This window comes from Pseudomonas sp. Y39-6 (assembly GCF_023651955.1).
GTDB lineage: Bacteria > Pseudomonadota > Gammaproteobacteria > Pseudomonadales > Pseudomonadaceae > Aquipseudomonas > Aquipseudomonas veronii.
In genome coordinates this window covers 3,099,809-3,112,079 of the sequence record NZ_CP069594.1, presented here as the reverse complement: position 1 = coordinate 3,112,079, position 12,271 = coordinate 3,099,809, and the positions used below count along the sequence as shown (strand labels likewise).

At 62.8% G+C, this 12,271-nt stretch carries 13 protein-coding genes; 7 read left to right on the top strand and 6 right to left on the bottom strand.

What is annotated here, in order from left to right:
* Positions 1-33 precede the first annotated feature (33 nt).
* Positions 34-2,724 carry an alpha-ketoglutarate dehydrogenase gene (mdeB, locus tag JN756_RS14190; RefSeq protein ID WP_201022189.1) on the bottom strand — a complete coding sequence of 897 codons (2,691 nt, stop codon included), beginning with the start codon at positions 2,722-2,724 and terminating at the stop codon, positions 34-36.
* A gap of 191 nt (positions 2,725-2,915) precedes the next feature.
* On the opposite strand from mdeB, the gene JN756_RS14185 reads away from it, so the two are divergent.
* From JN756_RS14185 to JN756_RS14175, 3 genes are all read left to right on the top strand, one after another.
* A complete protein-coding gene (locus tag JN756_RS14185; protein ID WP_201022188.1) occupies positions 2,916-3,842 on the top strand; it encodes a class I SAM-dependent methyltransferase in 927 nt (308 codons plus the stop codon).
* A gap of 148 nt (positions 3,843-3,990) precedes the next feature.
* A complete protein-coding gene (pcsA, locus tag JN756_RS14180) occupies positions 3,991-4,707 on the top strand; it encodes a phosphatidylcholine synthase (RefSeq protein ID WP_017848465.1) in 717 nt (238 codons plus the stop codon).
* A 122-nt stretch (positions 4,708-4,829) separates the two neighbouring features.
* Positions 4,830-5,609: a TSUP family transporter gene (locus JN756_RS14175; RefSeq protein ID WP_201022187.1), complete on the top strand. Its 780-nt coding sequence runs from the start codon at positions 4,830-4,832 to the stop codon at positions 5,607-5,609.
* On the opposite strand, the gene nudC is transcribed toward JN756_RS14175, so the two are convergent.
* Together nudC and JN756_RS14165 are read right to left on the bottom strand one after the other, a co-directional pair.
* Entirely contained in the window at positions 5,577-6,410 is an 834-nt protein-coding gene (gene nudC / locus JN756_RS14170; protein WP_017848463.1) for an NAD(+) diphosphatase, read from the bottom strand. The two genes, JN756_RS14175 and nudC, sit on opposite strands and share 33 nt — an antisense overlap.
* 5 nt (positions 6,411-6,415) lie before the next feature.
* Positions 6,416-7,228: a crotonase/enoyl-CoA hydratase family protein gene (locus tag JN756_RS14165; RefSeq protein WP_017848462.1), complete on the bottom strand. Its 813-nt coding sequence runs from the start codon at positions 7,226-7,228 to the stop codon at positions 6,416-6,418.
* A 205-nt stretch (positions 7,229-7,433) separates the two neighbouring features.
* Between JN756_RS14165 and JN756_RS14160 the strand changes: the two genes are divergently transcribed.
* The 3 genes from JN756_RS14160 (at position 7,434) to JN756_RS14150 (ending at position 9,755) form a co-directional block, all read left to right on the top strand.
* Entirely contained in the window at positions 7,434-7,988 is a 555-nt protein-coding gene (locus JN756_RS14160) for a UPF0149 family protein (protein WP_017848461.1), read from the top strand.
* Between the two features lie 91 nt (positions 7,989-8,079).
* On the top strand, positions 8,080-9,336 hold the full coding sequence (gene aroA / locus JN756_RS14155; protein WP_128192501.1) for a 3-phosphoshikimate 1-carboxyvinyltransferase: 1,257 nt from the start codon (positions 8,080-8,082) through the stop codon (positions 9,334-9,336).
* A 32-nt stretch (positions 9,337-9,368) separates the two neighbouring features.
* Positions 9,369-9,755: a hypothetical protein gene (locus tag JN756_RS14150; protein WP_017848459.1), complete on the top strand. Its 387-nt coding sequence runs from the start codon at positions 9,369-9,371 to the stop codon at positions 9,753-9,755.
* Between the two features lie 67 nt (positions 9,756-9,822).
* Here JN756_RS14150 and JN756_RS14145 read toward each other — a convergent pair whose 3' ends face one another.
* Positions 9,823-10,200, bottom strand: a complete 378-nt coding sequence (locus JN756_RS14145) for a hypothetical protein (protein ID WP_126589031.1) — start codon at positions 10,198-10,200, stop codon at positions 9,823-9,825.
* 73 nt (positions 10,201-10,273) lie between these two features.
* Positions 10,274-10,873 (bottom strand): NAD(P)H-dependent oxidoreductase, encoded by a 600-nt coding sequence (locus JN756_RS14140; RefSeq protein WP_017848457.1) that lies wholly within the window; start codon positions 10,871-10,873, stop codon positions 10,274-10,276.
* A gap of 69 nt (positions 10,874-10,942) precedes the next feature.
* Here JN756_RS14140 and JN756_RS14135 point away from each other — a divergent pair, with 69 nt between their 5' ends.
* Positions 10,943-11,554 carry a TetR/AcrR family transcriptional regulator gene (locus tag JN756_RS14135; RefSeq protein WP_046483623.1) on the top strand — a complete coding sequence of 204 codons (612 nt, stop codon included), beginning with the start codon at positions 10,943-10,945 and terminating at the stop codon, positions 11,552-11,554.
* 10 nt (positions 11,555-11,564) lie between these two features.
* On the opposite strand, the gene JN756_RS14130 is transcribed toward JN756_RS14135, so the two are convergent.
* The gene (locus JN756_RS14130; RefSeq protein ID WP_046383207.1) at positions 11,565-12,242 is read right to left on the bottom strand and encodes a GNAT family N-acetyltransferase; all 678 of its coding nucleotides are present in this window, start codon (positions 12,240-12,242) and stop codon (positions 11,565-11,567) included.
* Positions 12,243-12,271: the final 29 nt, after the last annotated feature.

The following is a 12,271-nucleotide window of genomic DNA, read 5'->3' as shown; positions in this document are numbered from 1 at the left end:
CCGGCGCAATCGGGGGCAAGCCCCCTCCCACATTTAGATCCAGGACGCTGCACGCTCCGCCTGGAGGCCATAGCGTTCAATCGCCTGCTGGCATACCTGCCGATCCAGACTGCCCTGCTCCGCCAATGCCGTTAGCGCCGCCAACACCAGGTGATGGCGATCCACCTCAAAAAAATCCCGCAACGCCGCCCGTGTATCACTGCGCCCGAAACCGTCGGTGCCGAGTACGGTGTAGGGGGAATCCAGGTACGAAGCAATCATCTGCGGCACCGCCCGCACGTAGTCCGACACCGCAACCACCGGGGCGCCCTTGGGCAAGCAATCATTCACATGACTGACGCGCTGGATCGCCTGCGGATGCAAGCGATTCCAACGCTCCACCTCCCGCGCCTGCCGTGCCAGTTCGCTGAAGCTGGTCACGCTGTAGACCTCACTCGCCACCTGCCAATCGTCCGCCAATAGCTGCGCAGCCGCCTGGGCTTCACGCACCAGCGTACCCGAACCGAGCAGGCGCACCTGGGCGTCAGGCGCGCCCTGCAAGCGGTACATACCTTTGATGATCGCCGCTTCCACCCCCTCGGGCAGGCTCGGCTGCGGGTAGTTTTCGTTCATCAGGGTCACGTAGTAGAACTCGTCGACATCGTGCTCCAGCATCTGGCGCATGCCGTGGTCGAGGATCACCGCAAACTCCCCGGCAAACGCCGGGTCGTAGGCACGGCAGTTGGGGACGCTGGCGGCGCTCAGGTGGCTGCTGCCGTCCTGATGCTGCAGGCCCTCGCCGCCGAGGGTGGTGCGGCCGGCAGTGGCGCCCAGCAGGAAGCCACGGGCGCGCTGGTCGGCGGCGGCCCAGATCAGGTCGCCCACGCGCTGAAAGCCGAACATCGAGTAATAGATGTAGAACGGCAACATGCGCAGGCCATGCACTGAATAGCTGGTGGCCGCCGCGACCCAGGAGCTGATGGCGCTGGCTTCGCTGATGCCCTCTTCGAGGATCTGCCCGTCGGTGGCTTCGCGGTAGCTGAGGATCGAGCCGATATCTTCCGGCTCGTAGCGTTGGCCGACGCTGGAGTAGATGCCGATCTGCTTGAACAGGTTGGCCATGCCGAAGGTACGCGCCTCGTCGGCGACGATCGGCACGATGCGTGGCCCCAGGTGCTTGTCCTTGAGCAGGTTGGTGAGCATACGCACGAAGGCCATGGTGGTGGACATCTCCTTACCCGCGGCGGCCGTAGCGAAGCCGGCGTAACCGGCCAGAGGCGGCACACTGACCGGCGCGGCGGCCTGGCAGCGACTGGGCACATAGCCGCCCAGGGCGTTGCGCCGTTGATGCAGATAGCGCAACTCCAGGCTGTCAGCGGCCGGTTTGAAGAAACTCAACGACTCGGTCTGCTCATCCGTCAGCGGCAACTGGAAACGATTGCGGAAGGCGATCAGCGCCTCGCGATCGAGTTTCTTCTGCTGGTGGGTGGTCATCTTGCCCTGCCCGGCTTCGCCCATGCCGAAGCCTTTTTTGGTCTGGGCCAGGATCACCGTGGGCTTGCCCTTGACCCGCCGCGCCGCGTGGTAGGCGGCGTGGATCTTGACCATGTCGTGGCCGCCGCGCTTGAGGCGGTCGATCTGTTCATCGCTCATGCCCTCGACCAGCCTGGCCAGGGACGCGCTCTGGCCGAAGAAGTGCTCGCGGTTGTAGGCGCCGTCCTTGGCGGCGAAGGTCTGGAACTGCCCGTCCACGGTCTGCGACAGCGTATTGACCAGGGCGCCGTCGCTGTCCTTGGCGAGCAAGGCGTCCCAGTCCGAGCCCCACACCAGCTTGATCACGTTCCAGCCGGCGCCGCCGAACAACGCCTCCAGTTCATCGATGATCCGCCCATTGCCACGCACCGGGCCGTCGAGGCGTTGCAGGTTGCAGTTGACCACCCAGGTCAGGTTGTCCAGGCCTTCGCGAGCGGCCAGGGTCAGGGCCGACATGCTTTCCGGCTCGTCCATTTCGCCGTCGCCGAATACGCCCCAGACGTGGCGCTCGGTGGTGTCCTGCAAGCCGCGGTGCTGCAGGTAACGCATAAAGCGCGCCTGGAAAATCGAGCTGATCGGGCCGATGCCCATGGAGCCAGTGGGAAATTGCCAGAAGTCCGGCATCAACCACGGGTGCGGGTAACTCGACAAACCGCGCGCGCCGACCTTGGCCCCGCCGATTTCCTGCCGGTAGTGCGCCAGGTCCTGCTCGCTCAGGCGCCCCTCCAGGAACGCCCGCGCATAAATGCCCGGCGCGGAATGCGGCTGGTAGAACACCAGGTCGCCGCCAAAGCCCTCGTGGCGGGCACGGAAAAAGTGATTGAAGCCCACTTCGAACAAATCCGCCGCGCTGGCGTAGCTGGCGATATGACCGCCGAGCTCGCCATACGCCTGGTTGGCGCGCACCACCATGGCCAGGGCGTTCCAGCGCACCAGCGAGGCCAGGCGCTCTTCGGTGGCCAGGTCGCCGGGAAACGCCGGCTGCTGCTCGACGCTGATGCTATTGATATACGGAGTGCCGTGACGGGGTTTCCAGTCGATGTGCGGGGCGCCGCCTTCACGGGCCAGCACGTCGAGGATCTGCCGCGCCCGCGCGGGGCCGGCGTTGGCCACCAGCGAGGCCAGGGCGTCGCGCCACTCGTCCTGCTCGATTTGATCACCGGCGAGCTGATCCGTTGTGGTGTGATTCACTGCGCTCGCAAAACCGTTCATGGGCACCTCCAGGCTTTTTTTCCAGTTTATGTCGATGACTGAGGATTTTTTGCCTGATGTCAGGCGTGCCAAAGCATATTTTGAGCATGAATCGCTGCCAATCAGACGTTTCCCAGCACGTTGTGCTCTAACCCCCCGAAACCTCGCCATTGTGTTTAAAATGCCGCCCGCTCAACGAACGACGCTCAACGATGAACCCCGACGCCTTCGCCACACTGCACGCCCACCTGCTGACCGCCCTGGCCACGCCACCGACCGAAACCCGGCGCCTGTTCCACGGGCGCGGCCGTTGCTGGCCGGGCCTGGAGCAACTGACCGTGGACTGGCTGCAGGGCGTGGTGCTGGTCGCGCTGTTCAAGGAGCCGGAGGCGGCGCACCTGGACGCGCTGAAACAGCTGCTGGTTCAGTTCGAATGGGCGCAGTCCGGCGCCCACACGGTAGCCCTGCAGCACCGCTACCTGCCGCAAAGCACCACCGAATGGCTGGTGGGCGATGCGATCGATGAGCTGACGATTACCGAAGGCAGCCTGCGCTACCTGATCGACCTCGGTAAAAAACAGAACAGCGGGCTGTTTCTCGACATGCGCTATGGCCGCAACTGGGTGCGCGAACAGGCCAAGGGGCTGCGGGTACTCAACCTGTTCGCCTACACCTGCGGGTTTTCCGTGGCGGCCATCGAGGGCGGTGCCGAGCATGTGGTGAACCTGGACATGGCCCGCGGCGCCCTGAGCCGGGGTCGCGACAACCATCGCCTGAATGGGCATGACCTGAGCCGCGTTACCTTTCTTGGCCACGACTTGTTCAAGTCCTGGGCCAAGGTCATCCACAGCGGCCCCTATGATCTGGTGATCATCGACCCGCCGTCCTTCCAGAAAGGCAGTTTCCTGCTGACCAAGGATTACCAGCGCGTGCTGCGCCGCCTGCCGGATTTGCTCACGCCACAAGGCACGGTGCTGGCGTGCATGAATGACCCGGCGTTCGGCGAGGACTTCCTGATCGACGGCGTGACCCGCGAAGCACCGGGCCTGCGCTTTGTCGAGCGGCTGGAAAACCCACCGGAATTCCCGGATATCGATCGGCAAAGCGGCTTGAAAGCCTTGGTGTTCCGCCAAGGCTGATGCCGAAACGTCCGACGCTTGCTACGCTAAGCAATCACCGGGGTGGTGAACCTTATCCTCCCCTTCCCGGTCGATACCTGCATCCCCTGGCCAGACTCGACGCTGCCACAGCGTCGGCTGCCCCGTTTCACCCTTTGGAGAACCGCCCGTGATATCGACCCTGCATGTAGCCAGACTGAAAGCCTGGGGCGCCCACGGCTTCACTGCCACCGGAGTGGTGTTGGCCTTCCTGGCCACGCTGGCCTTGCTGGAGAACTCACCCAAGGCGTGCCTGCTGTGGCTGGGCCTGGCACTGGTGGTCGATGGCGTCGACGGTTCCCTGGCCCGCCGCGTGAATGTCAGCACGGTACTGCCCAGCTTTGACGGCTCGGTGCTGGACCTGGTGATCGATTACCTGACCTATGTGTTTATCCCGGCACTGTTTATCTACCGCTATATCGACCTGCCGGACTTTACCCACCTGTTCACGGTGTCGGTGATCCTGGTGTCGTCGCTGTTCTGCTTCTGCAACGTGAACATGAAAAGCAAGGACAACTACTTCGTCGGCTTCCCCGCCGCCTGGAACGTGGTGGCCCTCTGCGTGTATATCATCCAGCCCGACGCGTGGGTGACGTTGCTCACGGTGATTGGCCTGGCGCTGCTGACCGTGACGCCGATGAAGTTCCTGCACCCGTTCCGGGTCAAGCGGTTCATGCCGATCAACATCGCGGTGACCACGCTCTGGTTGCTGTGCAGCTTCTTGATGGTGGTGGATTACCCGAACACCAACCCGTGGACGTTTGGGTTGTGGTCGCTGATGTCGGCGTACTTCCTCGGGATCTGCATCTGGCGCACCGCGCTGGAGTGGCTGGGCACCCACAAATAGCCAGGCCGGCACCGTTTGAATGTGGGAGGAGGCTTGCTCCCTCCCACATTTGGATTTGCGTACACCGGGCAGGTAAGATGGCCGCCTTTCGCATAGCGCCCTGCCAACCATAAGCCCTGCCCATGCCCTTCGAACTCAGCGTAGACCTCACTACCCTCGCCATCCTGGCCGTCGTTGCGTTCATCGCCGGCTTCATCGACGCCATCGCCGGCGGTGGCGGCTTGCTCACCACTCCGGCCCTGCTCACCGCCGGCATGCCGCCCCATTTGGTACTGGGCACCAACAAACTCAGCTCCACCTTCGGCTCGGCCACCGCCAGTTTCACCTTTTACCGACGCAAGCTGTTTCACCCGCGCCAGTGGGTACATGCCATCGTCGGTACGTTTATCGGCGCCCTGGCCGGCGCCATCGTCGCCCACTACCTGCCCGCCGAAACCCTGAACAAGATGCTCCCGGTGATCGTCTTCGGTTGCGGCCTGTACCTGTTGTTCGGCGGCACGCCCAAGGCGCCGCTGGAGGGCGACGCACCGATCAAGAAGAAATGGCAGGCCACCCAAGGCTTCGGCCTGGGCTTCTACGACGGCGTGGCCGGCCCCGGCACCGGCGCGTTCTGGACGGTGAGCACGATGCTGCTGCACCCCATCGACCTGGTCAAAGCCAGCGGCGTGGCGCGCAGCATGAACTTCGTCAGCAACGCGGCGGCGCTGTCGGTGTTTATCATCAACGGTTCGGTGGACTGGATCGTCGGGCTGGCCATGGGCGTGTCGGTGATGGTGGGCGCGTTCTTTGGCGCACGCAGCGCAATCAGCGGCGGCGCCAAATTCATTCGCCCGGTGTTTATCGCCGTGGTCCTCGGCCTGACGGTGCGCCTAGCCTGGCAGCACTGGTTCAGCGTGGCCTAAGCGGCGGGCCACGTAGAGGTCGATCAGGTAACGCGCAATCGAGCGTGACGCCGGCAACGGCGGCAAATCGTGGATGTTGAACCACTGCGCGTCCTCGATCTCATCGGCCTGGGGCACGATATCGCCACCGGCGTACTCGGCATGGAAGCCCAGCATCATCGAATGGGGAAACGGCCAGCACTGACTGCCCACGTACTGGATATTGCGGACTTCCAGCTGCACTTCTTCGTGAACTTCGCGGATCAGGCAGTCTTCGGCCGACTCACCCGGCTCGGCAAACCCCGCCAGCGTGCTGTAGACCCCGGGGACAAAGCGCGGCGACCGCGCCAGCAGGATCTCGTCGCCACGGGTCACCAGCACAATCATGCTCGGCGAGATGCGCGGGTAGCTGCGCAGGTCACAAGCCTCGCAGAACATCGCCCGCTCCCGAGGCACCTGGACCATGGCCTGGCCGCAACTGCCACAAAAACGGTGTTCCCGCGCCCAGGTGCCGATCTGCGCGGCATAGGCCAGCACTTTGTACAGCCGGTGATCGCCTTGCAGCATGAAGCCGCGCAGGCCTTGCCAACTGCATCCAGGCACGTCGCTGGCGGCATTGAGTTCGAGCAGGTACACCGGCTCGCCGTCAAGATGGCCGATACCGTGTTCGGCGAACACCGCCAGGTCCTGGCGCTTGAGCCATTCCCGCGGGAACAGCGCGCCATTGGTGTCGTGTAAAAAACCCTCGCGGCTGCGCGCGACGGCCCAGCCGCCGGGGGTTTGGTTGTCCAGCAGTGTGGTGGTAATCCAGCCTGGGGTCATATCAGTCAATCCACGAATTCGGGTTTCTGCTTGCTCATATGGGCCGCGATGGCCACGCGCAAGTCGTTGGATTGCAACATAGCCGCGTTCCAGGTGGCAACGTATTCCAGACCGTCATTGACTGTATGGTCACGCATGTAGCTGATCATGGCCTTGGTGCCGGTCACGGCAATCGGCGATTTGGCGGCGATTTCCCGGGCGATGTCCAGTACGCCGGCCAACAGGCTTTCCTGATCGGGATACACGCGATTGACCAGGCCGATACTGCGCGCTTCCTCGGCGCCGAACTGGCGACCGGTGTAGGCCAGCTCGCGCAGCATGCCATCACCGATGATGCGCGGCAGGCGCTGCAGGGTGCCGACGTCGGCCGCCATGCCGATGTCGATTTCCTTGATGGAAAACTGCGCGTCCTCGGCGGCGTAACGCATGTCGCAGGCGCTGATCAGGTCGATGGCACCGCCGATGCAGTAGCCCTGGATCGCGGCCAACACCGGCTTGCGGCAGGTGTCGACGGCGTTGAACGAGGCTTGCAGTTCGAGGATCTTGCGCCGCAACAGGCGTGCATTACGGCCCACGTCCTTGCCAAAATCATTGGCCACCGAGGCCAGCATCATCAGGTCGATGCCGGACGAGAAATGTTTGCCGGCACCGCTGAGCACCACGGCGCGCACGGCGTCGGTGTCGTCGACCCAGCGGAAGATATCGATGATCTCGGTCCAGAACGCCGCGTTCATGGCGTTGATCTTTTCCGGGCGGTTGATCTGCACATGGGCAACGCTGCCAATGAGCTCGACGACGAAGGCTTGGTATTCGGACATGGCAGTGATCCCTGACTGGCGAGTAATAAGAGCCGAACTATAACAAGGGTGAGCCACGGCGCATCAGCCAAAAACGGGACTGCTAAAATTCATCCGGGACGGGCCGTCGGCCTTGGAAAAGGCTGGATAAAAACCGCCTCAGGCGCCATCCTTCGCGCTTTAAGCCGCTGCCGCAGCGGCGCTCGACGTTTAAAGGATACGCCCCATGCTCACCCAACCTCTGGCCCCCGCCGATTTCGACCTGATCGAAGAAACCCTGCTCAAGTACGGTGACGACCACTCGGTGCTGAACCTCGCCGAACTCGATGGTTACTTCTGTGCACTGGTGTCCAGCCCGGCACCGGTCGATATCGCCGAGTGGTTCCCGGCGATCTGGGGCGGGCAGAACCCGCAGTGGGAAAGTGCCGAAGAAGCCAAGCAGTTCCTCGAACTGTGCGTTCGCCACATGAACGCCCGCGCCGCCCAACTGGCCACCGACGCCAAAGGTTTCCGGGCGCGCTTTGACGACACGGAGCATCAGGGCCAGACCCTGACCCTCGCCGAAGAATGGTGCTTTGGCTATATCCGTGGCGCCGCTATCGGCAACTGGCCTGAACTGCCCGCCGAACAGGCCGCACTGCTGGAGAAAATCTCCTGGTGCGCCGAACAGGACAACTTCGAACTGCCGGCGGACCTCGATGTACAGGCGCATCAGCAGCGCGTCAGCGAGATCGAACCGGCGGCGCGGGCGCTGCATGATTACTCGCTCGCCCAGCGCTAAGCCTCGACAAGCGTGACGTCTATGCCCGATTATTCGGGTCCGCCCGTCGGCCACTCCGTGCCACCTTGCCTTGAATCAGGAGCCTTGTACCTTGAGTTCGCAGAAAACCGTGACCGTTACACCGCCCACTTTCCCCCTCAATGGCAAGGTCGCGCCCCCCGGCTCCAAATCCATTACCAACCGCGCGCTGTTGCTCGCCGCCCTGGCCAAGGGCACCAGCCGCCTCAGCGGCGCGTTGAAGAGCGATGACACCCGGCACATGTCGGTGGCCCTGCGCCAGATGGGCGTGATCATCGACGAGCCGGACGACACCACCTTCGTGGTCACGGGCCAAGGCCAGCTGCAATTGCCTGCGCAGCCGCTGTTCCTCGGCAATGCCGGCACCGCGATGCGTTTTCTCACCGCCGCCGTCGCCACCGTGCAAGGCACCGTGGTGCTGGACGGCGACGACTACATGCGCAAACGCCCGATCGGCCCGCTGCTCGCCACCCTCGGCCAGAACGGCATCCAGGTCGACAGCCCGACCGGTTGCCCGCCGGTTACCGTGCATGGCGTGGGCAAGGTCCAGGCCACGCGCTTTGAGATCGACGGCGGTCTGTCCAGCCAATACGTATCGGCCTTGCTGATGCTCGCGGCCTGCGGCGCAGCGCCGATTGAAGTGGCGCTGACCGGCAAGGACATCGGCGCCCGCGGCTATGTGGACCTGACCCTCGACTGCATGCGTGCATTCGGCGCGCAGGTCGAGGTGGTCGACGACACCACCTGGTGCGTCGCTCCCAGCGGCTACACCGCCCATGACTACCTGATCGAACCGGACGCCTCCGCCGCCACCTATCTGTGGGCGGCTGAAGTGCTGACCGGCGGGCACATCGATATCGGTGTCGCCGCACACGACTTCACCCAGCCGGACGCCAAGGCCCAGGCGCTGATCGCGCAGTTCCCGAACATGCAGGCCACAGTGGTGGGTTCGCAAATGCAGGACGCGATCCCGACGCTTGCCGTACTGGCCGCGTTCAACAACAGCCCGGTGCGCTTCACCGAACTGGCCAACCTGCGGGTCAAGGAATGTGATCGCGTGCAGGCGCTGCACGACGGCCTCAACCAGATCCGCCCAGGCCTGGCCCGCATCGAAGGCGATGACCTGCTGGTGGCCAGCGATCCGGCACTGGCAGGCACGGCCTGCACTGCACTGATCGACACCCACGCCGATCACCGCATCGCCATGTGTTTCGCCCTGGCCGGGCTGAAGGTCTCGGGTATTCGTATTCAGGACCCGGACTGCGTGGCCAAGACCTATCCTGACTACTGGAAGGCACTGGGCAGCCTGGGTGTCGCCCTGCGCTACTGAGTCCGCGACGTCGAGATGGGGAGGGCTTGATCATGAACATTCGCCAACCCTGCCCGCCCGGCGCCTGTGTCTGTGACCGCGAACAGCTGCTGCAAACCCCAGGCGCCGACCTGCGCATCCTCAACCTGACGCGCCAGGAAGAAAAACGTCTGATCGAACGCCTGGAAGACCTGCAAAGCCTGCAAGACCTCGAACACATGCAGCAGCGCATGTACGCGCTATTGGGTATCCGCGTGCAGATCGCGCCGGGGCACACCGAGGTCAAGAGCATGCGCGGGATTCAGATCGTCATCGACGAACTGCCCGGGCTGTGCCGCAAGACCCGGCAATCGATCCCGGCGGCGATTCGCCGAGGCCTGGAGAAACGACCGGAGATTGCCTACCGGCTGCTGGATGCACATGACCTGCTTGGACTCTAGTCGGTCCTTTCAGTGCATCGCCACCAAGCTGCTGCTCCAGGCCTGAGGCGTGCCGCAACTAACGTAGTTACCAGATGAAATTATCGCCGCCTTTCACGCCATGCCCATTAAGCACGTCTTGGTAAGACATAGTGGGATACTTGATAAGCCTGTCCACTTGCTCGGAGTTCAAATCTTGAACTTCTCTAGGCGATATATTTGGAAACTCTTTCCCATGTGCATCCACCACTTGCTGAAAGTTCATATTGGGATATTTATCGAGCGTATTGTGTTGATCAAAGGTCAAGTTTTGCAGGTCGCCATTTGATAGATTTGGATACGGACTGTCTTGGTTCGCATTGTTTTCCTGCTCTTGTCTCACTTGATCTTGTGTGGGTTTTTCCTGGGATGTGTCAATGGGAGGAGCAATCAGTGCGGATCCAGATGCAGCAGAAATTGAAGTCATTATCAAATCTCCAGTGATTGTGAACGCCTTGATTGGTTGTCCAACGGTTTCTGGTTCCCTGCTCGCAACGAAATCATCCGGCGACCGTCTCGGTTTCGAACAGACCCTGGCCCACTGCCTTGGCGTGATCCAGATGCACCTGCACCTGGCCGCTTTCCGACTCCAGCAGCAACGCTGACGTCAGCACCTGCGCGCCACAGTAATCGAAGATCCCGTAATCGATCTGCGTGTGCATGGCCTTGGCATAACCATGGCGCTCAAACGCGCTTTGATCGGCAGCACCGAGGGCCAGCAGGTGAACCTGCAAGTGCCGCAGTTTCTTCACCACCGGAGTGTCGGGGCCGTAGTCGATCGCCCAGCCGTTGACGAACACGCGGTCGATCCACCCCTTGAGCAGGCCTGGCAGCGACCACCAGTAAATGGGGAACACCAAGACCAGGGCGTCGGCGCGGTCGATGCGGGCTTGTTCGGCGGCGACGTCAGCCGGCGGTTCGGCGCGGGTGCGATGTACGCGCTGGTCGGCAGCGTTGTAGCGCGGGTCGAAGCCTTCGGCGGCAAGGTCGGCGATTTCGAACGTATGGCCAGACGCGCTCAGCCCGGCGGCGACTTGCGCGGCGAGGCTGTGGGTGAGGGATTGCGGGTCGTGATGAGCAACAACGATCAGTGCGTGCATGACAGTGACTCCCATTGGGTTTATGCTGGGCTTAAGTTACCTTTGGTAAGTTACTTTTGGTATATAAGCATGTCAAGCAGTGAATCCCCTGCCCCACGTCGTCGGCTGTCGCGTGAAGATCGTCTGCGCCAATTGTTGGACGTGGCCTGGCAACTGGTGCGTGAAGAAGGCACCGAAGCCCTGACCCTCGGCCACCTGGCGGAACGAGCGGGCGTGACCAAGCCGGTGGTCTATGACCATTTCGTTACCCGCGCGGGGTTGCTGGCGGCGTTGTATGAGGATTTCGATGGGCGCCAGAATCAGGTGCTTGCCGACGCCCTCGAAGCCAGCAGCCCGACCCTGGAAGATCGCGCGTGGGTGATCGCCTCATCCTATGTCGACTGCGTGTTGTTGCAGGGCCGGGAAATTCCGGGGGTGATCGCCGCGCTGAGCAGCTCACCGGAGTTGGAAAGCCTCAAGCGCAAGTACGAAGCACTCTTTCTCGATAAGTGCCGCGACGTCATGGCCCCCTTCGCGCCGGGCGGCAGCGTGTCCCAGGCGGGGCTGCGGGCCATGCTCGGGGCGGCGGAGGCCTTGTCTCATGCGGCGGCCAGCGGTGAGCTCAGCCGTGAAGAGGCGCAACAGGAGTTGCTGGCGACCATTCTGGCAATGGTCAATCGCGGGGCGCACAGCGCCCGTTGAGAGGCGTTTTTCAGCCTCGCCCCTGCACAAACAAGCGGACCTTGTGCGCCAGTTGATCCAGGTGCCGGTCGCGTTGCTTCTCGGCATCCACCATGGCGCGCTTGCCATGTTTTTGCAGCAGGTAGGTATGAATCTGCCGCACTTCCAATGAGCTATAGATAGCGGCCACATCCAGCACGCCCATCAAGCCATCGGTGGCGTAGGCGCGGGTGTTCATCAGCACCTGCGTGCCGCGCGCGCCGCGCACCTGAAAGCCCATCGCCGCGAAGGCCGGCACTTTGTCCACGGCGCAGGCCAGTTCGGCGTGAGGGTAACGTGCCAGCACCTCTTGCATCATGCCCCGCGCCACGCCCTGGCGCCGGCTGCCTGCCTGTACGGCCATGAACGCCACACCGCAGGCTTCTGGGTCGTCCTTGACCGGCAAGTACAGCAAAAACCCAATGACTTTTTCCGGGTCTTGCGCAGACGTCGCGACGATCAGTTCGACCGCGATCCCCTTCGACCCGTCCAGCGCCTGCAGGTACAAATGCACCTCAAAGCCGATGGCATATTGGTAAATGTTGTAGAGCAGGTTACTCGGCGGCAGCGCGACGCTGCTGATGTCGGTGAGGTTGTCGACCACCATCTGCAGGATCTGGCTGTTGATCGGTTCGGGGCACGGCGTGGTGTAGCGGGTAAGGCTGAACATGCAAATTCCTGGAGTTTCGCGTCAAGGCA

What these genes read in the sequence shown, in the direction of transcription:
- JN756_RS14130 (WP_046383207.1), bottom strand. Translation starts at nt 12,242, where the DNA reads ATGTTCAGCCTTACCCGCTACACCACGCCGTGCCCCGAACCGATCAAC.
- JN756_RS14160 (WP_017848461.1), top strand. Translation starts at nt 7,434, where the DNA reads ATGCTCACCCAACCTCTGGCCCCCGCCGATTTCGACCTGATCGAAGAA.
- JN756_RS14145 (WP_126589031.1), bottom strand. Translation starts at nt 10,200, where the DNA reads ATGACTTCAATTTCTGCTGCATCTGGATCCGCACTGATTGCTCCTCCC.
- JN756_RS14150 (WP_017848459.1), top strand. Translation starts at nt 9,369, where the DNA reads ATGAACATTCGCCAACCCTGCCCGCCCGGCGCCTGTGTCTGTGACCGC.
- JN756_RS14165 (WP_017848462.1), bottom strand. Translation starts at nt 7,228, where the DNA reads ATGTCCGAATACCAAGCCTTCGTCGTCGAGCTCATTGGCAGCGTTGCC.
- JN756_RS14135 (WP_046483623.1), top strand. Translation starts at nt 10,943, where the DNA reads ATGTCAAGCAGTGAATCCCCTGCCCCACGTCGTCGGCTGTCGCGTGAA.
- JN756_RS14185 (WP_201022188.1), top strand. Translation starts at nt 2,916, where the DNA reads ATGAACCCCGACGCCTTCGCCACACTGCACGCCCACCTGCTGACCGCC.
- JN756_RS14175 (WP_201022187.1), top strand. Translation starts at nt 4,830, where the DNA reads ATGCCCTTCGAACTCAGCGTAGACCTCACTACCCTCGCCATCCTGGCC.
- nudC (WP_017848463.1), bottom strand. Translation starts at nt 6,410, where the DNA reads ATGACCCCAGGCTGGATTACCACCACACTGCTGGACAACCAAACCCCC.
- JN756_RS14140 (WP_017848457.1), bottom strand. Translation starts at nt 10,873, where the DNA reads ATGCACGCACTGATCGTTGTTGCTCATCACGACCCGCAATCCCTCACC.
- mdeB (WP_201022189.1), bottom strand. Translation starts at nt 2,724, where the DNA reads ATGAACGGTTTTGCGAGCGCAGTGAATCACACCACAACGGATCAGCTC.